Raw genomic sequence first — 22,007 nt, 5'->3', positions numbered from 1 at the left:
TGCGGCACGCTAAGACTGCGGCGTGCCCAGGCGGCGCACATAGAGCATGCACTCCAAGTCGCGGTCCTCGTTGACCGCGATGGTGCGCTCGCCCACCTGGGTGAAACCGCGGCTGTCATAGAACTGATACGTGCAGCCGTCATCGGTAAACAAGTAGACATTCTTTCCCTCGTGACGGGCTTCGAAGGCCTCGAGCAGCGCCGTGCCCACGCCGCTCACGCCGGAATTGGGGTCCGCGACGAGGAAGCCGATTTCGCCATCAATGGGGTGCTTACCCAAGTACTTGAGCAGCATGTCCTGATTGGCGGCATCGTAATCATCGCGGTGCCCGCCCGGGCGCAGGTTATTAAAAATTTCCGCCGCGTGAACAAATGCCTTGCGCCACCACGGATACGGCAGCGCGGGCTTGCCCTTCATGGAGGCCAACAGCACGCCGAGGAAACGGTCGCCATCGTAGGCGGCCAGGATATCGGTGGCTTTGGCGCGCTCTAAATCCCAAAAGTAGCGGCCGTAGGCGCGCTCAAAGCGCGGGTTCTTCACAAACCAGTGCAGGTGCATGCCCTCGATGGCAAAAGAAATGGCTTTGGGCTCATCGCGCGGGTCAAGGTCGCGGATCTGGATATCGGTCATTAGTCCTCCGATGGCTGCTGGGAAGCGGTACCCTGCGCGCGCTGTTGCTCGCGCTCGAGCTCGGCCTTGGCTTCGTGCTCTTCAATATTATTAAATCCGATGCCCAGCGGCAGGCCCACATTATCGATGAGGCGGACGCCGCCGATGGTCGCGGCGACGAGCAAGCGGGCATCGCCCTCCTCGGGAGGCGTGCCGAGGTCGCGGCCGCGCACCTCGAGGTAGTCCGGCTCAACGCCTGCTGCGCGCAAGACTTCCGCGGCAACCTCGCGGACCTTCTCCGCACCGGCTTCGGCGGCATGTGCGCCGGCGGTCAGCGCGGCGGATAGGGCCGCAGCCTGGTCGCGGGAGTCGGCCGGGACGTTGGTATTGCGCAAGCTCATCACCACGCCATCGGGCATGCGTACGGCGGGCACGCCCTGCACGCGGACACCCAGGTGGAAGTCTTGAACCGCGTGGTGGATGGCGAGGAGGAGCTCGTAGTCCTTTTCACCAAGGAGGACGTCGGTAGGCGAAAGCGTCAGGATGAGCGCAAGGTACAGCGAGAGATCCTCGCTGAGGTCCGACTCGAGGGCGGTCGCGGCGTCGGCCGGAGCCACGGCGATGCGGCGGCCGTGCGGCCACAAGGCCTCTGGCGAGTAATCCCAGACTATGTCAACGCCCTCGGCGCGCAGGAGCTCAAGGTCTTCCTCGTGCGGGGACTGTAGGGCCACGACGGTAACCGCGCCGCGGATGTGCTTGGCCGCGCGCACCAACGCGATATGGCCGGCGTGCACGCCGTTGGTCAGCGGCACGAAGGCCACCGGGCGGCCAGTCTTATGAAAGGCGCTGCCAACCATGCGGATGCGCTCAATCTCGCTGATAACGGTGGCGTTTCCCAGCTCTAGGCTCATCGGCTCTCCTCTTGTAGGGCCCACATTTCCAGCTCCTCGCGGCCGTCTACCTCGCCTAGGCGGCGGGCAACCTCCACGTAGCTGCGGCGCAGGCCGGGGTCGGTGGCGCCGCGATAAGCGGCGATGATCTCTTCGGTGTCCATGTCCTCACCCACCATGGGCTTTTCCTCTGCAGAGGGGAGGAAACGAGCATCGACCGACGCAGAGATGTGCAAGCGGCGCAGCATCTCGGCGTAGTAGGCGCGGGCGGCAAAGGCAGGACGTTCGGCATCGGAAAGCGCGACGGCTTCGCCGCGGAACTCGGTGATATTGAGCTCCACCACAGTCTCGCCCAGCTCGTCCAGGGTGGTCACGGCCCAGCGCATGAGTGCAAATGGGGCGAGTGCCGCAACGACACAGCCGCGCGTTTCTAGCGGATCTAGCACTTGGACACCGCGCGAGAGGCAGGTGTGGAACACGATAAGCCCGTGGTGGACGTGGGGTTCAAAAAGTTCCACGGTGGCTTCTAAGCGGGCATCGCCCACGGCGATGATGAGGGCCTCAAAAGAGGCAAGTTCAGCCGGGTCCGAGAGCATCTGCACCTCATGGCCGGCGCGTTCCATGGCATTGGCCAAGGTAAAGCCAGCCAGGCTCCGACCAAAAAGGGCTACCCGCATGCGTGGCGGGCGCATTTATTTATCCTTCTTCTTCGCCTGGGCCAGCAGCTCGGCCACGGAGACCGCGCCTTCGCGCTTATCGTCGCTGCGGCGGCGGCCACGGGAATCGGGCTCTTCGGCGGCCGCGCGGTGATGGGAGCGGGCTGCCTTCTGGCGCACCGGCTCGGACCTTTCTGGGGCCACGTGCTGACCGGAGCCCGGGTACTCCGCGCGGTCATCGCGCTGCGGCGCCGCCTGCTGCGGAATGTCCTGGGTCTCATGATTTGCCTTGGTGGCAGCCTCTGGCTTGCGGTGGCTGCCGTGGTGCTCGCTGGCCGCGGACGTGCGGGAAGTCTTCAGGGAATCATCGCCGCCGGTATCCCAGCGCACGGCCTGGAAGCCACCAGTATTGAAGGTGGAGGCACCAGAAGTCTTGCCGGAGGTGCGCTGCGCACGGGTCTTTTCGCTGATGATGTCATTAAGCGGGTTGGACTCGGCGTGTGCTGCGGATGGCTGGTTGCCCAAGCGGCCAGCAATGGCATCGGCAGACGGGGCGCCGGAAGAGGACTGGGTGAAGTCCACATTGCCTTCCTCAGAGCCAGGGCGAGTAGCAGCCGCGGTCTGGGCCTCGAGCTGCATGATGCGGCGCGCCTCGGCGTGCAGGGCGGCCGGTTCATAGGTGAAGTCCTGGCCGGAAAGATCCTCGATCTGCTTGCGGATGGAAGCCAGCTCGGTGCGGATCTCATCGAGCAGCTCCTGATCCGGCAGGGGCTGGCCGTCGGCTGCTTGAACCTGCTTAAGCTCGGCGCGGTGAGCGCGCTCCTGCAGCTCCAGCTTGGTCACGGATTCCTCGGCCTGGCGGCGGTAGCGCATCACCAGGAAGAAGCCGAGCACGGCGGCCCACAAAGCGGCGATGAGCGCAATCTTAAGAGCTGCGGCAGAGCCGGAAATCAGCATGACGATGCTGGCTACAACGGCCAGCACCACGAGGACGATGAGCCCGATCTGGCCCAGATCCGGCTTGGTCGTCTTGGCGGGAGTTTTGCTAGAAGAAGAGCGCGGCTCAGTCATGCTCACTAATGTACCGCTTGTACCCCATCTGGTGGGGGCGGGGTCTCGCAGTGTCGCTCTAGCCGCAGGCCAGCGGCGGCCATCGCGAGGCCACCGAGCGCAGAGGCAATGACGCCCACGAGGTCATCGGAGGCCGCAGTGAGCGTACCGGCGTTAGGAATGACGTAGACGGCAATGCCGGCATATATGCCACCCACGATGGAACCCGTCCATGCCGAGGCCTTTCCTACCAGCATGAACTGCGTGATGGTCATGGGGTTGAGCTGCGAATTATCCAGGCCAATGCCATGCTCGTCCTCGGTGGCTTGATCCACCTTCCAGGTCAGCGCCACACAGATGACGGCCATGAGCCACAGCGTGGCCGAGACCGTTACCGGGATTTGCAGCATGGAGCCATAAAAGCGCGTGGTGAGGATGGCCGCCGCGGCGGCGAAAAAGACCCCGGTGCCGATGAGGGCACCCAGCGAGGTCCGTGTCATAGCTCCTCCATCATGCCCAGCCGGCGAATATCGGCGCGCTCTTGCGGGTCGAGTGCTGCTACCCGCTTGGCGACGCCCTCCCCACTCAACCTAGCACCAGCATCGGCCGCCAACCACGGAATCAGCACGAAGGCGCGCTCGCGGGCATAAGGATGCGGGACGATAAGCTCTGGGTCGTCGGAGGTATAACCTTCAATATCGACGATATCCACGTCCAGTGTGCGCGGTCCCCAGTGGCGCACGCGGACGCGCTCGGCGGCCTCTTCGAGCTTCTGCCCGCGGCGCAGCAGTTCTTTCGGAGTCTCCTCGACGTCCACGATGAGCACCGCGTTGAGGAATTCGTCTTGGTCCGTCACGCCCCACGGCGGGGTGGCATAGACGGGCGAGGCGGCGACGATCTCGCCGGCGAACTCGTCGAATACCGTGCGCAAAAGCTCCACGCGGTCATCCATATTGGAGCCGATAGACAGCACCGCACGCATTAGAGGGTCCTCGCGTGCTTGCGGGAGCGGCGGGCGACCACGGCGACGTCGGCAAAAGTGCGCGGAATCGGCGCCTGCGGCTTGTGCAGGGTGACCTCCACGGCATGCAGGCCCTCGAAGGTGGCCATGATGGTATCGGCCACCTCGCTGGCGACGGTCTCGATGAGGTCGCGGGCGGGGCCTTCGATGATTTTCGCGGCGACGTCGGCAAGCTCGGCGTAATTGATGGTCTTGGTCAGATCATCGGTGGCGGCGGCCTCGGCGAACTCGGACCAGCAGGTGATATCCACGATGAAAGGCTGGCCGGTGCGCTTTTCTTTTTCGAAGACGCCGTGGTAGCCAAAGCATTCTAGGCCGGTGAGCTCGATGCGGTCTGCCATGTTTTACTCCTCAGGGTTGCGCGGTAGGGCGGTGGATTTCATGGTGCCATTGCCATCGGCGCCGTTGCTATAGCTGCCGCTGGCATTGGCCCCACCCTTGTAGCCATCGCCGGCGTTCCAAGCCGCGGCCACATCGACGGCGTCGCGGGAGACGGCGACCTCGTGCACGCGCACGCCCCACGCGCCCATCTGGGCGGAGATGGCGGTCACGGCCGCAGTCGCGGGATCGGCCAGCAGCGGGCTGGACTCCACGCCACGGTCCTCCCGGATGGCGGCGAGGAAGCGCTTACGCGAGGCTCCTACCAGCATGGGGAATTCGGCGTCGAGGAACTCCGGCAGGGCCTTGAGCAGCGCCCAGTTATCCTGCGGGGTTTTGGCGAAGCCTAAGCCCGGATCGAGCACGATATTATCGCGGCGCACGCCGGCCGCCAGCGCGTTATTCGCCAGGCGCTCGAGGGTCTCATGCACATCGCGCACCACATCGCCGCCGTGGTCGGCGCTACCGGCCGCGGAACCAAAGGCGCCTTCCTGCAGCGTGCGCCAGTGCATCAGGCACACGGGTACGCCGGCCTCTGCCATCGCGCGATACATCTCCGGATCAGCCAGGCCACCGGAGACGTCATTAATCATGTCCACGCCGGCCGCTGCGGCCGCACGGGCCACCGAGGCGCGCATCGTATCCACGGAGGTGCGGATGCCCAGCTCACTCAGCGCCTTAATGACGGGAACCACGCGACGCTTTTCGACGTCCGCTTCTACCCGCACCGCACCCGGCCGGGTGGACTCACCGCCGACGTCAATCATGTCCGCGCCCTGCGCCACGAGTTCGCGGGCGTGGTTGATGGCAGCATCGACGTCCAACCACTTACCGCCATCGGAGAAGGAATCCTCCGTGACGTTGACGATGCCCATCACCAGCGTGCGGTTGGCGATGCTCAGATCCGATACCGAGGTTGCCTGCTGCATGGCGTGCTCCTTCTCGCTTTCGTGGTAACCGGGGGACTTAGCTGCGAATCAGGCTGAGCACCTCGGCGCGGGAGGCGGCATTATTTTTGAAGCCGCCGCGCACCGCGGAGGTGGTCGTCGTCGCACCCGGCTTGCGAATGCCGCGCATGGCCATGCACAGGTGCTCGCACTCAATGACCACGATGACGGACTGCGCACCGAGGACCTCCACCAAGGCGTCCGCTACCTGCTGGGTGAGGCGCTCCTGGACCTGGGGGCGCTTAGCGTACATATCCGCGAGGCGAGCAAGCTTGCTCAAACCGGTGACGTGGCCGTCCTTGCCCGGGATGTAGCCGATATGCGCCACGCCGTAGAACGGCACTAGGTGGTGCTCGCAGGTGGAATAAATAGGGATATCGCGCACCAGAACCAGTTCTTGGTGGTCCTCGGCGAAGGTCTTGTGCAGGACCTCGGTTGGGTCCTCGTGCAGTCCGGCGAAGACCTCGCGGTAGGCGCGGGCCACGCGGGCAGGGGTTTCGCGCAAGCCCTCGCGGTCAGGGTCCTCCCCTACCGCAAGGAGCAGCTCACGCACCGCTGCCTCCGCTCGGTCTTGGTCAAAGGCGGCGCGAGCGGGAATGTGATTATCAGGCATTAGTTATCTTCTTGCTTGTCGTCCTCGCGCGCATAGGGGTTCTTGCGGCGATCCTTTTCATCCCAGCCAGGGGTAAACCACTGGCTGGTCTCGGCATCGGCATTCGCGCCGGCATCCGGCTTGTGGTGCTTTCCACCACCGGTAGCGGGGCGTGCGGCCGGACGGGCGGTTGGCTCGGAAGCCGGGGCAGACTGGCCGTCGCGAGCCTGCTGGTCAGGCTGGGCCGGCGTGGACTCCGCGGATTCCTTAGCGGGTCCGCTGCCCAGCTCGCGGGCGGTGTCCGGATCGACGTAATCGCCTGCGTGCTGACCAAAGTTGAAGCCCACCTCGCCCTTCGGCTCTTCGCCGGCGAGGCGGCGCTCGCGGGCGGCCCGGGAGGCATCGAGAAGCGTCATGCGCTTAGGCAGCTCCTCGCCGCGCTCCTTCGCTAGCTCGACCGGGGTCTTCACTGGGGCGTAGCCAATCTGGCGCGGGAAGCGGTCGTCTTCACCTGGGAAGACGTCGAAGGCCTCACGCGGCTCGATGCCGTCGAAGATGCGCTCCAGGTCAGGGCGGCGCAGGGTTTCCTTCTCCAGTAGGGCCTCGGCCAGCTTATCCAGGTAGTAACGGTTATTGCGCAGAATGTCATAGGCCTGCTCGTGCGCGCGCTCGAGCAGGTAGCGCATCTGCTCATCAATCTTGGAGGCAACCTCATCGGAGTAATCGATGGAGCCGCCGCCACCCATCTGGCTGAAGGGATCGCCCTGTTCCTTGCCGTACTTTACGGTGCCCAGGTCTGGGGAGAAGCCGTACTCGGTGAGCATAGAACGAGCGATCTTGGTGGCGTTTTCAATATCGGAAGACGCACCGGTAGTCGGCGCACCGAAGACCAGTTCCTCGGCCGCGCGGCCGCCCATGGCAAAGACCAAACGGGAGAAGAGCTCGTCACGGGTGTACATGCCCTTGTCGTCTTCCTGGGAGGTCATGGCGTGGCCGCCGGTGCGGCCGCGGGCCAGGATGGTGACCTTGTACACGCGCTCAATATCCTTGAGTGCCCACGCAGAAAGAGTGTGTCCGCCCTCGTGGTAAGCGGTGACCTTCTTCTCGTGCTCGGAGATGATCTTGCCCTGACGGCGCGGGCCGCCCACCACGCGGTCGGTGGCCTCTTCCAAAGCGTCGTAGGTGATGACGTTGCCGCCGATGCGGGCGGTCAGCAATGCGGCCTCGTTGAGCACGTTGGCCAGGTCCGCACCAGACATGCCGGCGGTGCGCTTGGCCAGCTGCGCTACGTCAACCTCTTCTGCCAGCGGCTTATTCTTCGCGTGCACGCGCAGGATCTGCTCGCGGCCGGCCAAGTCCGGGTTGGTGACCGGAATCTGGCGGTCGAAGCGGCCCGGGCGCAGCAGCGCCGGATCCAGGATGTCCGGGCGGTTGGTGGCGGCGATGAGGATTACGCCTTCGCGGTCACCAAAGCCATCCATTTCTACCAGGAGCTGGTTGAGGGTCTGCTCGCGCTCATCGTGGCCGCCGCCGGTACCGGAACCGCGCTGGCGGCCCACGGCGTCGATCTCGTCCACGAAGATAATGCAGGGGCTATTTTCCTTCGCCTGCTTGAACAGGTCGCGCACGCGGGAGGCACCCACGCCAACGAACATCTCCACAAAGTCAGAACCGGAGATGGAATAAAACGGCACGCCGGCCTCGCCAGCCACGGCGCGGGCAAGCAAGGTCTTACCGGTACCCGGAGGGCCATAAAGCAGCACGCCGCGCGGGATCTTGGCGCCTAGGTCGTGGTAGCGGGTGGGGTCATCCAGGAAGTCCTTGATCTCCTGCAGCTCGTCCACGGCCTCGTCCGCGCCGGCCACGTCCTCGAAGGTATTGGTCGGCATATCCTTGGTCAGTTCCTTGGCCTTGGAACCGCCGATGCCAAACATGCCACCAGCGCCCTGCTGCATGCGGGACATGAGCCAGAAGAGCACGCCGAAGAGGATGATCATCGGCAGCAGCATGCTGAGCATAGAGCCCAAGAAGGATTCCTGCGTGACATTGGTCTGGTACTTTTCGGCACCGGAATCCTTGACGGCGTTAAAGACCTGCTCGGAGGCGCGGGCCGGGTACTTGGCCACGATCTCCTGCACGCCGTCGCGCTCGTCTACCGTGATTTCGTCCTTGAGCTTGATGCGCAGGCGCTGCTCGCGGTCATCGATTTCCACCTCATCGACGTTTTTGTCTTTGAGCTGGGTCAGCGCAACGGAGGTATCCGCTTGCACGTAGCCGCGGGCGTCGTTGCTAAAGAAGGTAAAAGCGTACAGCGCGATAAGGATGAGGGCCGCAATCCCGCCGTAGCGAAGAATCTTGTTGTTTTTCATTACTGCGCGATTTTAGTTGGTGGTATAGACATCAGGGTGGAGGGTGCCCACGTAAGGCAGATCGCGGTAGCGTTCCGCAAAGTCCAGCCCGTAGCCGATGACGAATTCATTCGGGATATCAAAGCCCACATCCAGCAGGTCAATATCGGCCTTGACTACCTCCGGCTTGCGCAGCAGGGTGACCACATTCAGCGAGGCAGGGTTGCGGCCTTCCAGGTTGCGGATAAGCCACGACAGGGTGAGGCCCGAATCGATGATGTCTTCCACGATGAGCACGTTGCGCCCTGCGATATCGCGGTCCAAGTCCTTCAAAATGCGCACCACGCCGGAAGAAGAAGTGGAGGCACCGTAGGAGGATACGGCCATAAACTCCAGCTCGGAGGGGATGGATAGCTTGCGCGCAAAGTCCGTGAGGAAGAATGCGGCGCCTTTGAGCACACAGACCAACAGGAGGTCTTGCTCAGAGTCGGCATACTTTTCCGAGACCATATCCGCGAGTTCTTGGACGCGGTTTTGCAGTTCCTCTTCTCCAATGAGGATTGCTTCTACATCGTCACCGTAGCGGTTTGCGGGAACGGCGAAGTCTTTCTTGTCGTGCACGTGTGCGCTCCTTTAATGACCGGACAATAGTGCCAGTTTGCCACCTATACGGGCTACTTCCAACCTCTGCCCCACCTGCCGCGCCGATCGCACGGCCACCGGGCCTTGCCCGTGCCAGTGGGTGCACAGCTTGCCGACGTCCCCCACTCCCCTCCTTGTTACCTCTACCCCCTCGCTGACCAGCCACGCCGCGATCGCCCGCCGGCGCCGGGGCTCCGCCATCGCCGCCAGCTCGGCGCAGTCGGTGGTGGGTGGGGTGCGCAGGGCGGCGTCGTCAAGCGCGGCGTCGCCTGCTGCTTGCGCCAGCGCTGGCACCGCGTCCCCTCCGATGATGCGGCTCAACTGCGGAATGACCTCACGGCGCAGCGCTACGCGGCGGAAATTCGTGTCCGCGTTCTGCGGATCCTGCCACGCGGAAAGGCCCAGCTCTGTGCAGGCGCCCTCGGTATCGGCCCGGCGCACGCCCAACAACGGCCGCACCACACGGGCGCCTTCCACCTCGCTGCGCTCGCTCATGCCGGTCACCCGCCCGCGCAGCGCGCCGAGCAGCAGCGTCTCCGCCTGGTCATCGGCCGTATGCGCCACGGCAACCTCTAGACCTTCGCCCGCGCACGCGGCGGCCAGTGCCCGATACCGCGCCGCCCGCGCGGCCGCCTCCATCGACTCCGCCCCCGCTGCAGCGCCCGCCTCAACGCTGAGCACCAGCGCCCGCGCGCCCAGCGTTCGCGCCTGTTCGGCCGCGCGCTGGGCCTGCGCCCGCGAGCCGTCCTGCAACCCGTGGTCCACGCACAGCGCGAGCACGTCGTGCCCCTCCGCCACGAGCGCCGCCATGAGAGCCAGCGAATCCGCGCCCCCGGACAGCCCCACCGCCACTGCGTGGTCAAGGCCTGCGGCGCGCACGCCGCGCCGACACGCCAGAAAGTGCGGCGAAACCCGCGGCCAAAAGGGCTTATTAGAACTCATGCAGTGCAGAAGCCAACGCGTCTTGTGCCTTGCGGGCGGCCAAGATATCGCCGTCATTAACAAGGAAGGCAAAGGCGTACACGCGCCCGGAATTGCCCTGCGCGGTGCCGGCCAAGGCCGAGACCCCAGTCAGCGTGCCGGTCTTGGCGCGCACGTAGCCCTTGGCCGCGGAATCGCCATAACGCTCATACAGGGTGCCATCGCCGCCGGCCACCGGCAGGTAGGACACCAGCGGGCGCAGGCGCGGATCCTTGACCGCACCATTAATGAGCTGCGTCAACAGCCCGGCCGTGAGCCGATTGTCCACCGAGAGCCCGGAATTGTCCTTAATATCCACGCCCTCGACGTCGAATCCCTGCTCCCGCAGCACCTCGAGCGTGGCCTGCGTATCGCCTTCAAAACTGGCTTCCTTGCCACGGGACATCGCCAGCTCACGCGCAATGGCCTCGGCCATGACATTATCGGAATGGCGCACCATTTCTCGGGCGCGGTCCGCGAGCGGCGGCGAATCCACGCTTGCCACCTCCTGCGCGTTTTCCGCCACAGAGCCCATGCCTACCTTGCCCGCGCCGAGGCGATCGCCTAGCTGCTTAGCCACATCCAAAGCCGGCTCATGACTCCTCGGCACATCCCCCGTCGTCGCGCCCAGGCGACCGCCGTAAAGCATGGCCGGTTCCATCGGCGCGACGAAGCCGCCATCCACGTTTTCCGGATCCCACCCCGGGGCCTGCGCCTCGCCGGACCACACGGAGGTATCGATGTAGACGCCATCGACCTGCTCGACGTTTTTCGAAATCTGCTCGGCCAAAACATCGAGCTGTTCGTGTGTCATCCACACATCGCCCGCGGCCTTGATGACCACGTTCTTTTCGTTCGACCCACGGTAGACCTTGGTGGTGATTCTCTCATTCTCATCCAGCGCCAACGTCGCTGCCGCAGTGGTGAGGACCTTCGTGGACGAGGCCGGGGTGAGCTGCTTATCCGCGTCGCGCTGCCACACCACGTCGCCGGTTTCGGTATCGATCACCTCGCCGCCAAAGGTGGCAAGGTCCTTATTCTTAGCGAGCTCATCCAGCTTCGCGCTCAGCGCATCCAGGTTCGCCTCGCCCGGCTCTGCTGCGCTCAACGGCTCCTTAGGGGCCTCGACCGCCTGCGCCTCCCCGTGCGAGAGATCGCCGTATTCGCGCTGGAGGGTAACACCCAGCGCAGCCGTACCTCCGACCGCTGCCGCTACCACGAGCGCGGTCGCTGACCACCAAACATGCTTTGCTTTCATTGCCTTTAACCCTAGCGCGAATCCGCAACGCGCTAGACTATGGGCAGTAATTGATACCCAATCCCCCATGGAGGACATCGCTGTGAGCGTTGAAGTAACCATTGAAATCCCGAAGGGCTCCCGCAACAAGTACGAGGTTGACCACGAGTCCGGCAAGGTCTACCTCGACCGTTACCTGTTCACCCCGATGGCTTACCCGGCTGACTACGGCTTCATCGACCACACCCTGGGCGAGGACGGCGACCCGCTTGACGCCCTGGTCATCCTGCCGGAACCGGTCTTCCCGGGCGTTGTTGTTGAGGCCCGCATCGTCGGCGTCTTCAAGATGACCGACGAGGCCGGCGGCGACGACAAGCTGCTCGCCGTCATCGATGACCCGCGCTGGGAGCGCTACCAGGACATCAACGATGTGGAGCAGCATATCAAGGACGAAATCGAGCACTTCTTCGTCCACTACAAGGACCTGGAGCCGAACAAGGAAGTCACCGGCTCCGGCTGGGGCGACAAGGCCGAGGCAGAGAAGATCCTCGACGAGGCAAAGGCTCGCTTCAAGTAAGCCTTCCTGCTCCGGGCTGCCCTTAGGGCGTTTCGATCAAATAGCACCGCGAAAGCGGCGGTTTTCAAGGCCGTATTTGATCGAAACGCCCCTTTTTTGTCCCATTTCGCCCCTTTTTTGCCCTTCTTCGCACCCGCAAGGCCCTCCCCGCGACACCATCCCGACCCCGCAGTACAATTCGATCACATAGCAGGCCGAAACCGCCGGCCTCGGGGGACCTAATTGATCGAAATGAACGCCTAGGGGTGGGCGCATGAGAATCTTCACCACGCGCAGGGCCGCGAACCGCGCTATCAACAACCAAGCCGTGAAAATCTGCCACGGCCTCTACACGGATAGGAAGCCCTCGCCGCGCGAACTCGCGGAAATCGTCTCCCACCGCTGGCCCGATTCGGCGCTCGACGGCTACTCGTGCGCCCACCACTACCTCGGCCGCGCTTTAGGTTTCCCACTTCATTTCCTGCGCGCGGGAACGATGGCCACCAGCCCGTACTTCCGCAGCCGCCGCGCCCAGCCGAAGGCGCTGGGCCAGCTCAATGGCATTAACGTGTGCAATCCGCTGCAGGCCACAGAAATCATGGCGGAGGAAGACGCCGTCGCCTTCCTCGAGGCATGCTTTGCCGGCCAGTACGGCGCCTCCCAAATGGAGGGCCACATGCTTGATTTTCAGCGCTTCCCGCAGCACACCCGGCGCGTGATGGAAAACACCATCCTCGGCGCTGATAGCGTCCCCGAACGCAGCCTCACCCGCGCGCTTCGGCCCCATGTCACCGTGCACAACAACAGATACATTGGCCCTTACCGCTGGGATTTACTCTTGGAGGAGCACAATCTGGCCATCGAGGTCGACGGCTACGCCTACCACCAGGGCGAGAACCGGCAGCGGTTCGAAATTGACCGCCAAAAGCTTAACGACGCCGTCCACAGAGGCTACAAACCCCTCCACTTCACCGCCGCCACAATCGAGCACCACCTCGACACAGCTGTTAGCCAAGTCCTCGCGATAATCCATGGAAAAGGCGACATTGTGCAGCCACCGTGGCAGTGGCACCACTACTGGCGGTTCCAGCGCTAGCACTGGGGCACGCGGAGCAGCACAAGGCCCTATGCGTGACTAGGGTATGAGGCATGAAAAACGTTCAACCAACTGAAGTACCAGAAGGCGCTCAGCTCATTGATGTCCGCGAGAATGATGAGTGGGCGGTAGAGCGCGCAAAGGGCGCGACCCATATCCCGATGAGTGAGATTACGGGTCGCATCCAGGAAATCGACCCGGACAAGGATATTTACGTCATCTGCCACGCGGGCGGCCGCAGCATGCAGGTCTGCCAGTATCTGGAGCATGCGCTGGGCTGGGACACCATCAACGTCGATGGCGGCACGGATAACTGGAAGGCTGCCGGGCTTCCCATCGAGACGGATTAATTGGCTTTAACCAATCTTTTGGGATTATTATGATGGTATGGCTTCCACGAATAATTCTGTAATCCCAACTGCCCTGCTCGAATCCCCGTCGTTCCAGCTGGAGCGCCTCCGCCGCCGCACCCGCGATGGCGTCGAGGCCGCCCTGCAGACCAAGCAGACGACGCTGCGCGAGTACTGGGTCCTTACCTGCCTGGTGGACGCGGATGCCGCGTCGCAGTCCTACCTCTCCGAGACCCTGGCCATTGATGCCTCTGACATGGTGCGTCTTATCGACGCCCTCGAGGACCGCGGCTGGGCCAAGCGCGAGCGCGATCCAAAGGATCGCCGCCGCCAGATCGTCGCGTCCACCAAGAAGGGCGCGAAGGTCCACAAGGACCTGGCGGAGCTTGTTGCCACTGCCGAGGACGAGGCCTTGGATGAGTCCACCAATAAGCAGCTCAAGCACCTGCGAAAGTTGGCCAAGTCCATCATTGCCGCGGACGAGGACGAGGCATAAATGGCGGGCCCCGAATCGTTCGTCCCGCAGCAGTACCTTCTAGGTAGCGCGGCGCCGCGGCCGCGCACGCTGTGGGACATCATCACCACTACCGCGGAGATGCACCCAGACGCCGCCGCGCTGGACGACGGCGAAATCATCACCTACTCCGAGCTCATCCACGAAGTCGAGCTGTGGGCCACCGAGCTGCACGCCAATGGTGTGCGCCGGGGCGATCGCATCGGCATTCGGATGACCTCCGGCAAGCGCGAGCTCTACCTCGCCATTTTGGCGACCCTGGCGGCGGGCGCGGCCTACGTGCCTGTCGACGCCGATGACCCAGACGAGCGCGCCGAGATGGTCTTCGGCGAGGCCGATATCGATGGCGTCTTTACCGATGAAGGCTTCCGCTTCCTGCGCGATTCCGCGCGCCCAGACGCCCCGGACACCTCTGCCGAAGAGCCGGCCGAGAAACGCAATGCCCCGCGCCCCGAAGACACCGCGTGGATCATCTTCACCTCCGGTTCTACCGGCAAGCCGAAGGGCGTGGCCGTGAGCCACCGTTCCGCGGCTGCCTTCGTGGATGCCGAGGCCAGCCTCTTTTTGGTCAATCACCCGCACGGGCCGCTCGGCCCGGAGGATCGTGTGCTCGCCGGGCTGTCCGTCGCCTTCGATGCCTCCTGCGAGGAAATGTGGCTGGCCTGGGGCCACGGTGGCTGCTTGGTCCCGGCGCCGCGATCTCTGGTGCGCTCCGGCATGGACTTGGGCCCGTGGCTCATCCGCCGCGATATCACCGTCGTGTCCACCGTGCCTACCTTGGCGGGCCTGTGGCCGGCCGAGGCGCTGGATAATATCCGCCTGCTCATCGTCGGCGGCGAAGCCTGCTCGCAGGAGTTGGTGGACCGCCTGGCCACCGAGGACCGCGAAATGTGGAATACCTACGGCCCCACCGAGGCCACGGTCGTCGCCTGTGCGCAGCAGATGCTGCCGGGCCGGCCGGTGTCCATTGGGCTGCCGTTGAATGGTTGGGACCTGGTGGTCGTCGATAAGCAGGGCATGCCTGTGGAAATGGGCGGCGTCGGCGAGCTGGTGATCGGCGGCGTGGGACTCGCGTCCTACCTGGATCCGGCCAAGGATGCGGAGAAGTACGCCCCGCTGGAGTCGATGGACTGGCAGCGTGCGTATCGCACCGGTGACCATGTGCGCCTGGAGGAGGACGGGCTGTACTTTGTCGGCCGCGTGGATGACCAGGTGAAAATTGGCGGGCGCCGCATTGAGCTCGGTGAGGTCGAAGCCAACGTTGCGGCCCTGGATAACGTCTATAACTCGGCCGTGGCCGTGCAGAAGACCCCGGGCGGCGAGTCCGTCTTGGTGGGCTACGTTTCCCTCGAGGATGAGGCCAAGGGCTTCGATCACGAGGCCGCGCACGCCCGCTTGGCCGAAACCATGCCGGCCGCACTCGTCCCGCGCATCTGCGTCATGGAAGAACTGCCGGTGCGTACCTCCGGCAAGGTAGATAAGAAGGCCCTTCCGTGGCCGCTGCCGGGAGTGGGCGTGGAATCGACCACGCTGACCGAGACCGAGAAGTGGCTCGCGGAGCTGTGGGTCGAAACGCTCGGCGTGTCCGTGGAAGACGAGAACGCCGACTTTTTCTCGCTCGGCGGCACCTCGTTGGCGGCCGCGACCCTCGTGGGCCATATCAGGGAGCGCTACCCCACCGTGGCCGTGCGCGACCTCTACGACCACCCGCGCTTGGGCTCGCTGGCCGAGCTCATTGCAGGAGCCGAACCGCGCCCCGCGGCTGCCGATGCCCCCATGCGCGAGGTCGCCAAGGTCGGCTTCGGCACCCGCCTCGCCCAGACCCTGATTCAGATTCCCGTCATGACACTGGCCGCCTCCAGCTGGCTGGCCTGGCTCATGCTGGGTTCCACCGTGGCGGCATCGCTGGGCTTTGAGTGGGCCGCGGCCTATCCGTGGTGGCTGGTCATCGCTATGCTCATCGTCTTTGTCACCCCCGTCGGCCGCATCCCCATTGGCGGCTACGGTGCGCGTCTTATTACGGCCGGAATTAAGCCGGGCGATTACCCGCGCGGCGGTTCGACGCACCTGCGCATCTGGGCGGCCGAGCGCTGGGCTAATGCCTCCGGCGCGAGCTCCCTGGCCGGTGCCACGCGCGTGAATAACTACGCCCGCGCGCTCGGCGTCAAGGTCAAGCGCGGCGTGGACCTGCACTCCCTGCCGCCGGTGACCGGTCTGCTCACCTTGGGCAAACACGCCGCCATCGAGCCTGAGGTGGACCTCTCCGGCTACTGGCTGGACGGCGATATCCTGCATGTGGGTGCCATCGACGTCAAGGAAGGCGCTCGCGTGGGCGCGCGCTCCACGCTGCTGCCTGGCACCGTGGTGGGCAAGTATGCCCACGTGGAGGCCGGTTCCACCGTTACCGGCCGCAAGAAGATCAAGGACAGCCAGCGTTGGTCCGGCTCGCCTGCCCAAAAGGTGGGTCGCTCCAAGCACCGCTTCCCATCCCATACGCCCAAGCGCCGGCCGTGGTGGGTGGCCATTTATGACGCCACCTCCGTCCTGCTGGCCATCCAACCGGTTGTAGCGCTGGCGGTAGGCGCGGCCATCGTCTTGGCCCTCGTGCATTCCACGGGCGGCGATAGCTTTGTCGGTGCGATCTTCTTCGCGCCCGTTGGCGCGCTGGCGGCCTTTGCCACCTATATGCTGCAGACCTGGCTGGGCGTGCGCATTCTCTCGCTGGGCATTAGCCCGGGCGTAGCACCCGTGCGCTCGGCCAAGGGCTGGCGCCTGTGGGCCATCGAGCGCCTCATGGACGAGGCTCGTACCAAGCTCTTCCCGCTCTATGCCTCCCAGCTGACCCCAGCGTGGCTGCGCTCGCTCGGCGCGGAGATTGGCGCCAACGTGGAAATCTCCACCGCGGTCATGATCCCCAAGCTTACCGAGGTCAAAGAGGGCGCCTTCCTGGCCGATGACACCATGATCGGCGGCTACGAGCTCGGCGGCGGCTGGATGCGCACCGGCGAGACCAAGGTGGGCAAGCGCTCCTTCGTGGGCAACTCCGGCATCACCGCACCCGGCCGCAAGCTATCCAAGAACTCGCTGGTTGCCGTGCTTTCTTCTACCCCGAAGAAGACAAAGGCCGGCGCCAACTGGTGGGGTGCACCGCCAGAGCGCATGCGCCGCGTGACCGTAGAGGTGGACTCCCCCGCCAACTCGGGCGAGGCGCTGACCTATAACCCGGGCATTGCCGTCAAGGCCGCCCGCGGCGTGGTGGAAACCATGCGCCTTTTGGCACCGATGTTTTCTGCCATGCTGCTCGCGGCGACCCTTAGCGTCTACGACTCGCTTCTCGACGCCCTCGGCTTCCCCCTCACCTGGCTCCTCTCCGGCCTCGTGCTCATGGGCATGGGTGCGGTGGCCATGGCCGTCACCGTCGCGGTGAAGTGGATCTGCGTGGGCAAGCACCGCGCGGCCGACCACCCACTGTGGTCCGCTTTTGTCTGGCTCAATGAGCTGCAGGATACCTTCGTAGAGGTCGTCGCCGCGCCGTGGTTCTTCCAGCACACCTACGGCTCCGGCGAGATCAACCTGGGGCTGCGCGCCCTCGGCGTGGAGATCGGCCGCGGCGCGTGGATCGATTCCTACTGGTTCCCGGAAACGGACCTCATCCGCGTCGGTGAGGCCGCCACCGTGGGCCCTGGCACCGTGGTACAAACCCACCTTTTCCAGGACCGCGTGATGAGCCTAGATACCGTCACCATCCAGGACGGCTCCACGCTGGCCGCCCACTCGGTGGCGCTGCCGGCCTCGCTCATCGGCACGGCCTCCACCGTAGGCCCCGGCTCGCTGGTTATGCGCGGTGACCGCGTGCCCACCAACGCCGTATGGCAGGGCAACCCCATCGAGCCATGGAAGCGCTAGGCCGCCGGCCGTAGCCTGCGCTCTACCGCGCGAAGTCCTGGTATTTAATCATCTCGCCGGACTTGAAGTCCCAGGCCTCCACCCGGACGCGGTCTGCAAAGACCTTGACCCGCAGTCCGGTGGAGGCCTCTTCCTTTTCCTTGACTATTGTCTCGTCATTATCGCCATCCGGCAGATACTCATTGAGGATGGCGCCGGTGTTGACCACCGGGAAACCGGTGCGGCCGGCCTCGCCGGTGCCGTCGTAGCGGCGGGTTCCCCACCAGTTATTTTGGTGCAGCGAGGAATGGCTGTGGCTGCTAAACCACACGATGTTGTTGTACTTATTGACCACATTGGAAAGCGCCTCGAGGTCCTCAAAGTCATTCTGGTACCACGCCGAATGGGACATCGATACCGTCTGCGGCAGCAGCGGATGGCTAAAGACCAGCGCTGGTGTGCCCTTGGCGTCCCAATACGCCAAGCGCTCATCCAGCCAGTCGAGCTGCTCCTTGCTGAGGCGCTGGAACGGCTCCTTGCCGTGGCGCAGAATATCGGAATAAAACTCGGTATTCACCGAAATGAGCGGTACCCCGTCCACCACCTCTTCCTTCCACGGCTTGACCTGGCCGGAGTACTTGAGGAAGCGATCCAGGTAGGTCTTAGAGCCTTCCTTGCCATACATTTCGTGGTTGCCGATGGTCCACAATTCCTTGCCCGAATCGTGCGGCACCTCGCTGTGCGCGGCCAAGAAATCATCCCACTGCTGCTGCGAGCCATCGTCCACGAGGTCTCCGTTGAGCACCAGCGCCCCGGCCTTTTCCTCCATGCCGTTCAACTGGCGGACGGCGTCTTTGTAGTCTTGGGGGTCGCCCTGGACGTCGGAAAGCACGTCCACGGTAGCTTGCGGCGAGCCTTGCAGCTCACCGAGCGGCTTGACGACGCCCACGTTGTCCACCGCCCACCACCAGTCATCATTGCCGTTGTTGTAGCTGAAGCGGACCTGCATTTTCTTAGCGCCGGCCGGCACGTCCACGCCAATGGACTCGTGCTTGGAGAAGACATCCTTATCAAAGGCGGCGATTTCCTGTGCTTCCCCACCATCGAAGGAGACCGTCACCGTGGCATTCTGCCCGTCCTTGCCCTGGCGGTAATGGTGGTCGAATTCCACATTCACCCGCTCCTGCCCCGCCACCGGGATGGCCGGGCTTTCCAGCTTGGCGGTCATGGAATCGCCTTCGGCTAGGCGCTGCTGCTTGTTGTCGATGATGGCGAAAGTGTCATGCGCCTGGGTGAAATAATGGCGCATATCGGTACCAGATGCCCAGGTCCAGTGGCGCATATCGCCAAAAGTCCATCCCTTCCAACGGGCCTCGCCCGAGTCCACGCCGTGCACGTCGGTCTTCCACCCCTCCGGCGCGCGGTGGGTAAACCATGCCGGGGTATCCACCCCGTCGAAGCTTTCCTGCCACAGCACCCGCGACTCGGGGGCTTTCTCCGGCTGCGCATCGTCTCCTGCGGAGGAGCCCGGTGCAGAACTAAGCGAAGAGCCGAATGATGACCCCAATGAAGAACCAAGGGACGAACCTGGCAGCGATGACTGCGCCGCGGCCATAGGGGCAGCCAAGACTCCAGTAAGCGCCAGGACAGAAGAGAAAGCATAGAGTTTATTTTTCATAACTCAATTTCTATCTGACCTGGGCAACGCGGCGGTTACAGATACGTAAACTCTTGGCAAGCACTACATGCCTACCAAGAGTCCTGGCTTATGTTCCTTGCTATCTAGGCGTGACGGTCCAGCCAATCCACGACCGTATCGAGGGCCTGGTCGGCCGCCAGCTCATTAAAGACCTCGTGCTTCTGGCCCTCCCAGGTCACATACTCCACATCCTTGGAGGAAATGGAGTTGTACCAATCCTGAGAGAAGTACGGCGGAACGATGCCGTCTTTGGTGCCGTGCATGATTAGCGTCGGAGCGGTGAAGAGGTCTGCATTGACGGCGTCATAATTCGCAATTGCCGCCAGCTGCAAGGCGGTGCCGGCACTGGTCTTTTGTGCGATAAGCGGGCTCGAGGCATACTCGTCTTTCACCGCTTGGTTAGTGGAGATGCCATCTGTAAACGGATTGGACATCACGATGCCCTTGCTCCACTCCGGCGAGTCCACACCAATTTCGGTGCGATGCGGGATTAGGTTCTGCGCGTAGCGGGCATTGAAACTGGTGAGCTGGGCCAGCGGCAGGCGCTCAAAGATGGTGGGATCCAGTTTCTTTTGGGTCTCAGAAATATCATCCGGCGTGATGTTCTTTCCCGCAACATTCTTGCCCGAAAGGTTCAGCGGGGCGCCACCACCATTGGTGATGATGCCATCTACGTTGCCCGGGTTACGGATGCCATAGGCCTCTACGGTCAGCGAGCCCATCGAATGGCCCAGCAGGAAGGTCTTAACGCCCTGATTTTCCTCCTTCGCCATGTCCACCACATGGTCGAAATCATCCAAGATGTACTGGAAATTATCGATGTGCCCCAGTGGCACGCTGCCGCCGGCGGACTTGCCGTGCCCGCGGTGATCTACGCGGTAGACGTTGTAGCCCGCATCCAGCAGCCGCTTAGCGACGTAATCGTAACGCCCCGAGTGCTCAGACACGCCGTGGGCCAAGACCACTGCTCCCCGCGGATTGGCCACCTTTTGCGTGCGGTAGTAAATCTTGATGCCTTGGCCGTGTGCGCTGTCAAAGTAGCCTTCTTCATCAGATACCTGCTTCTCCGAGACGGTCGGGCGTCCCAACACATCCGGCTTGTGGTCCGCCGCTGGCGCAGGCGCTGGGGCTTCCTGCGCGACTGCTCCTGCCGTAAGCGTGCCAGATACCGTCACTGGTGCCGCCACTACTGCCGCTGCCGTTAGGTAAGCGGTTAGGTGCTTCTTCATCATCACTATCTCCTTGAGGTGTTGTAACTCATATCGATTGGCAAGATGAGATTGAGATAACAGTGATGCTAAATTTCGGACAACCCAGGACACAAATAATTTTCAATAATAATACCTACGGTTGCGTAACATAACCGCAGGGAAAACACCTTTTAGAAATCAACAATTCCCCCGAAACTTATTGCCCGCATTTACCCCCCTTTAGTACCCCTAAAACAAAAGGCGGGAAACTCGGAGTTACCGAGTTTCCCGCCCCTGCTGCGGCTAATCTAAATCAACCTAGTCACCAATCTGGTCGCGACCGCGCTTGACGATATTCTCATCAACCTCGCCCACCAGCTCATGATCCTTATTGGTGTACTCGAACTTGGACAGCACGTAGCGCATAGCGTTAATACGGGCACGCTTTTTGTCATTGGACTTAATGGTAATCCACGGCGATTCTTCCGTATCCGTGTAGCGGAACTGCTCCTCTTTCGCACGGGTATAGTCATCCCACTTATCCAGCGAAGCCAAGTCCATAGGCGAAAGCTTCCACTGGCGTACCGGGTCAATCTGGCGAATAGCGAAGCGGGTGCGCTGCTCCTTACGGGTAACCGAGAACCACAGCTTAGTCAGGGAGATACCCGAGCCGAGGATCATATTCTCCAGCATCGGCACCTCACGGAGGAACTCCGCATGCTGACTTTCGGTACAAAAGCCCATAACGCGCTCCACACCGGAGCGGTTGTACCAAGAGCGGTCAAAGAAGACAATCTCGCCACCGGCCGGGAAATGCTCAATATAGCGCTGGAAATACCACGAGGTAGATTCACGCGGCGAGGGCTTTTCCAAGGCCACAGTACGGGCACCACGCGGGTTCAAGTGCTCATTAAAGCGCTTGATAGTGCCACCCTTACCGGCTGCATCGCGACCTTCAAAGATAATAATGTGGCGTTGACCAGTTTCCTTGGTCCAGTTCTGCCACTTCAACAGTTCAATCTGTAGCGCACGCTTGACAGACTCGTACTCATCACGAGTCATGCGCTCATCGTAGGGGTAATTTTCCCGCCAAGTCTGAACCGGGGAACCATCCGGCATGATCAGCGAGGGATCATCCTCATCGGTTCCATCGACGACGTAGCCGTCAGTTTTTGCCAGGTCGATCTCGGGAAGGTCGTCGTCTTTAATATCAGCCATGCATTAAGTGTAACCCGAATGTGGACATCAAGCGCGCTAAATTTTCGCGGGTTAAGTAGCAAAAAGTGTGTCTGAGTTACAGTGATCTTGCTGCTCAGGTTGGGTAAATCGGGCGGATATAAGGTCTTGGTGCTTATATCCGCGCGTTTCGTGTTCAATCCATCGGAAT

Annotated in this window: 21 protein-coding genes; 5 read left to right on the top strand and 16 right to left on the bottom strand. The window is 63.0% G+C overall.

Translation table 11 applies throughout. The annotated features are described in order from the left end of the window. Nucleotides 1–9: 9 nt before the first annotated feature. Genes MHX61_RS04950 through dacB form a run of 13 tightly spaced genes read right to left on the bottom strand, consistent with a single transcriptional unit; the run spans nucleotide 10 to nucleotide 11,351 of the window. Nucleotides 10–630 (bottom strand): GNAT family N-acetyltransferase, encoded by a 621-nt coding sequence (locus tag MHX61_RS04950; protein WP_239193262.1) that lies wholly within the window; start codon nucleotides 628–630, stop codon nucleotides 10–12. After that, on the bottom strand, nucleotides 630–1,520 hold the full coding sequence (locus MHX61_RS04945) for a pantoate--beta-alanine ligase (protein WP_239193260.1): 891 nt from the start codon (nucleotides 1,518–1,520) through the stop codon (nucleotides 630–632). The genes MHX61_RS04950 and MHX61_RS04945 overlap by 1 nt, the downstream gene beginning before the upstream one ends. After that, entirely contained in the window at nucleotides 1,517–2,191 is a 675-nt protein-coding gene (locus MHX61_RS04940; protein ID WP_204610946.1) for a hypothetical protein, read from the bottom strand. The genes MHX61_RS04945 and MHX61_RS04940 overlap by 4 nt, the downstream gene beginning before the upstream one ends. Further along, on the bottom strand, nucleotides 2,192–3,226 hold the full coding sequence (locus MHX61_RS04935; RefSeq protein WP_204610945.1) for a DUF6779 domain-containing protein: 1,035 nt from the start codon (nucleotides 3,224–3,226) through the stop codon (nucleotides 2,192–2,194). It abuts the gene before it with no gap. Between the two features lie 5 nt (nucleotides 3,227–3,231). Continuing rightward, the gene (locus tag MHX61_RS04930; protein WP_005329908.1) at nucleotides 3,232–3,705 is read right to left on the bottom strand and encodes a DUF3180 domain-containing protein; all 474 of its coding nucleotides are present in this window, start codon (nucleotides 3,703–3,705) and stop codon (nucleotides 3,232–3,234) included. Beyond that, nucleotides 3,702–4,187, bottom strand: a complete 486-nt coding sequence (folK, locus tag MHX61_RS04925) for a 2-amino-4-hydroxy-6-hydroxymethyldihydropteridine diphosphokinase (RefSeq protein ID WP_204610944.1) — start codon at nucleotides 4,185–4,187, stop codon at nucleotides 3,702–3,704. Before folK ends, MHX61_RS04930 begins: the two co-directional genes overlap by 4 nt. After that, a complete protein-coding gene (folB, locus tag MHX61_RS04920; protein WP_204610943.1) occupies nucleotides 4,187–4,567 on the bottom strand; it encodes a dihydroneopterin aldolase in 381 nt (126 codons plus the stop codon). Before folB ends, folK begins: the two co-directional genes overlap by 1 nt. Before the next feature lie 3 nt (nucleotides 4,568–4,570). After that, a complete protein-coding gene (gene folP, locus MHX61_RS04915) occupies nucleotides 4,571–5,533 on the bottom strand; it encodes a dihydropteroate synthase (protein WP_204610942.1) in 963 nt (320 codons plus the stop codon). A 37-nt stretch (nucleotides 5,534–5,570) separates the two neighbouring features. Continuing rightward, entirely contained in the window at nucleotides 5,571–6,164 is a 594-nt protein-coding gene (folE, locus tag MHX61_RS04910; protein ID WP_005325658.1) for a GTP cyclohydrolase I FolE, read from the bottom strand. Further along, on the bottom strand, nucleotides 6,164–8,512 hold the full coding sequence (gene ftsH / locus MHX61_RS04905; protein WP_239193258.1) for an ATP-dependent zinc metalloprotease FtsH: 2,349 nt from the start codon (nucleotides 8,510–8,512) through the stop codon (nucleotides 6,164–6,166). Before ftsH ends, folE begins: the two co-directional genes overlap by 1 nt. Nucleotides 8,513–8,524: 12 nt before the next feature. Further along, entirely contained in the window at nucleotides 8,525–9,112 is a 588-nt protein-coding gene (gene hpt, locus MHX61_RS04900) for a hypoxanthine phosphoribosyltransferase (RefSeq protein ID WP_200435727.1), read from the bottom strand. A gap of 12 nt (nucleotides 9,113–9,124) precedes the next feature. Further along, the gene (gene tilS / locus MHX61_RS04895; RefSeq protein ID WP_239193256.1) at nucleotides 9,125–10,075 is read right to left on the bottom strand and encodes a tRNA lysidine(34) synthetase TilS; all 951 of its coding nucleotides are present in this window, start codon (nucleotides 10,073–10,075) and stop codon (nucleotides 9,125–9,127) included. Next, a complete protein-coding gene (dacB, locus tag MHX61_RS04890; RefSeq protein WP_239193254.1) occupies nucleotides 10,065–11,351 on the bottom strand; it encodes a D-alanyl-D-alanine carboxypeptidase/D-alanyl-D-alanine-endopeptidase in 1,287 nt (428 codons plus the stop codon). The genes tilS and dacB overlap by 11 nt, the downstream gene beginning before the upstream one ends. An 82-nt stretch (nucleotides 11,352–11,433) precedes the next feature. Between dacB and MHX61_RS04885 the strand changes: the two genes are divergently transcribed. From MHX61_RS04885 to MHX61_RS04865, 5 genes are all read left to right on the top strand, one after another. Continuing rightward, nucleotides 11,434–11,907 (top strand): inorganic diphosphatase, encoded by a 474-nt coding sequence (locus tag MHX61_RS04885; RefSeq protein WP_005329894.1) that lies wholly within the window; start codon nucleotides 11,434–11,436, stop codon nucleotides 11,905–11,907. A gap of 253 nt (nucleotides 11,908–12,160) precedes the next feature. Beyond that, the gene (locus MHX61_RS04880; protein ID WP_239193246.1) at nucleotides 12,161–12,982 is read left to right on the top strand and encodes an endonuclease domain-containing protein; all 822 of its coding nucleotides are present in this window, start codon (nucleotides 12,161–12,163) and stop codon (nucleotides 12,980–12,982) included. Between the two features lie 53 nt (nucleotides 12,983–13,035). Next, nucleotides 13,036–13,332 carry a rhodanese-like domain-containing protein gene (locus tag MHX61_RS04875; protein WP_049377914.1) on the top strand — a complete coding sequence of 99 codons (297 nt, stop codon included), beginning with the start codon at nucleotides 13,036–13,038 and terminating at the stop codon, nucleotides 13,330–13,332. 37 nt (nucleotides 13,333–13,369) lie between these two features. Beyond that, nucleotides 13,370–13,828: a MarR family winged helix-turn-helix transcriptional regulator gene (locus tag MHX61_RS04870; RefSeq protein WP_005325642.1), complete on the top strand. Its 459-nt coding sequence runs from the start codon at nucleotides 13,370–13,372 to the stop codon at nucleotides 13,826–13,828. Continuing rightward, nucleotides 13,829–17,752 (top strand): Pls/PosA family non-ribosomal peptide synthetase, encoded by a 3,924-nt coding sequence (locus MHX61_RS04865; RefSeq protein ID WP_239193244.1) that lies wholly within the window; start codon nucleotides 13,829–13,831, stop codon nucleotides 17,750–17,752. It begins immediately after the preceding gene. Between the two features lie 22 nt (nucleotides 17,753–17,774). On the opposite strand, the gene MHX61_RS04860 is transcribed toward MHX61_RS04865, so the two are convergent. The 3 genes from MHX61_RS04860 to ppk2 all read right to left on the bottom strand — a co-directional run bounded on the left by MHX61_RS04860 (nucleotide 17,775) and on the right by ppk2 (nucleotide 21,838). After that, the gene (locus tag MHX61_RS04860; protein WP_239193242.1) at nucleotides 17,775–19,409 is read right to left on the bottom strand and encodes a metallophosphoesterase; all 1,635 of its coding nucleotides are present in this window, start codon (nucleotides 19,407–19,409) and stop codon (nucleotides 17,775–17,777) included. Nucleotides 19,410–19,513: 104 nt separating this feature from the next. Beyond that, nucleotides 19,514–20,662 carry an alpha/beta hydrolase gene (locus MHX61_RS04855; RefSeq protein ID WP_239193240.1) on the bottom strand — a complete coding sequence of 383 codons (1,149 nt, stop codon included), beginning with the start codon at nucleotides 20,660–20,662 and terminating at the stop codon, nucleotides 19,514–19,516. Between the two features lie 276 nt (nucleotides 20,663–20,938). Beyond that, nucleotides 20,939–21,838: a polyphosphate kinase 2 gene (gene ppk2, locus MHX61_RS04850; protein WP_023019951.1), complete on the bottom strand. Its 900-nt coding sequence runs from the start codon at nucleotides 21,836–21,838 to the stop codon at nucleotides 20,939–20,941. Nucleotides 21,839–22,007: the final 169 nt, after the last annotated feature.

The organism is Corynebacterium sp. ACRPF, from assembly GCF_022347395.1.
Taxonomy (GTDB): Bacteria; Actinomycetota; Actinomycetes; order Mycobacteriales; family Mycobacteriaceae; genus Corynebacterium; species Corynebacterium tuberculostearicum_D.
The sequence above is the reverse complement of the archived record's forward strand: the minus strand, read 5'-3'. Positions and strand labels throughout refer to the sequence as shown.

Bases quoted from the DNA above. Each gene is read 5' to 3' on its own strand.
- MHX61_RS04930 (WP_005329908.1), bottom strand. From the start codon at position 3,705: ATGACACGGACCTCGCTGGGTGCCCTCATCGGCACCGGGGTCTTTTTC.
- dacB (WP_239193254.1), bottom strand. From the start codon at position 11,351: ATGAAAGCAAAGCATGTTTGGTGGTCAGCGACCGCGCTCGTGGTAGCG.
- folB (WP_204610943.1), bottom strand. From the start codon at position 4,567: ATGGCAGACCGCATCGAGCTCACCGGCCTAGAATGCTTTGGCTACCAC.
- MHX61_RS04950 (WP_239193262.1), bottom strand. From the start codon at position 630: ATGACCGATATCCAGATCCGCGACCTTGACCCGCGCGATGAGCCCAAA.
- ftsH (WP_239193258.1), bottom strand. From the start codon at position 8,512: ATGAAAAACAACAAGATTCTTCGCTACGGCGGGATTGCGGCCCTCATC.
- MHX61_RS04865 (WP_239193244.1), top strand. From the start codon at position 13,829: ATGGCGGGCCCCGAATCGTTCGTCCCGCAGCAGTACCTTCTAGGTAGC.
- MHX61_RS04945 (WP_239193260.1), bottom strand. From the start codon at position 1,520: ATGAGCCTAGAGCTGGGAAACGCCACCGTTATCAGCGAGATTGAGCGC.
- tilS (WP_239193256.1), bottom strand. From the start codon at position 10,075: ATGAGTTCTAATAAGCCCTTTTGGCCGCGGGTTTCGCCGCACTTTCTG.
- folK (WP_204610944.1), bottom strand. From the start codon at position 4,187: ATGCGTGCGGTGCTGTCTATCGGCTCCAATATGGATGACCGCGTGGAG.
- MHX61_RS04935 (WP_204610945.1), bottom strand. From the start codon at position 3,226: ATGACTGAGCCGCGCTCTTCTTCTAGCAAAACTCCCGCCAAGACGACC.
- ppk2 (WP_023019951.1), bottom strand. From the start codon at position 21,838: ATGGCTGATATTAAAGACGACGACCTTCCCGAGATCGACCTGGCAAAA.
- MHX61_RS04860 (WP_239193242.1), bottom strand. From the start codon at position 19,409: ATGAAAAATAAACTCTATGCTTTCTCTTCTGTCCTGGCGCTTACTGGA.
- MHX61_RS04875 (WP_049377914.1), top strand. From the start codon at position 13,036: ATGAAAAACGTTCAACCAACTGAAGTACCAGAAGGCGCTCAGCTCATT.
- MHX61_RS04870 (WP_005325642.1), top strand. From the start codon at position 13,370: ATGGCTTCCACGAATAATTCTGTAATCCCAACTGCCCTGCTCGAATCC.
- folP (WP_204610942.1), bottom strand. From the start codon at position 5,533: ATGCAGCAGGCAACCTCGGTATCGGATCTGAGCATCGCCAACCGCACG.
- MHX61_RS04940 (WP_204610946.1), bottom strand. From the start codon at position 2,191: ATGCGCCCGCCACGCATGCGGGTAGCCCTTTTTGGTCGGAGCCTGGCT.
- folE (WP_005325658.1), bottom strand. From the start codon at position 6,164: ATGCCTGATAATCACATTCCCGCTCGCGCCGCCTTTGACCAAGACCGA.
- MHX61_RS04855 (WP_239193240.1), bottom strand. From the start codon at position 20,662: ATGATGAAGAAGCACCTAACCGCTTACCTAACGGCAGCGGCAGTAGTG.
- MHX61_RS04880 (WP_239193246.1), top strand. From the start codon at position 12,161: ATGAGAATCTTCACCACGCGCAGGGCCGCGAACCGCGCTATCAACAAC.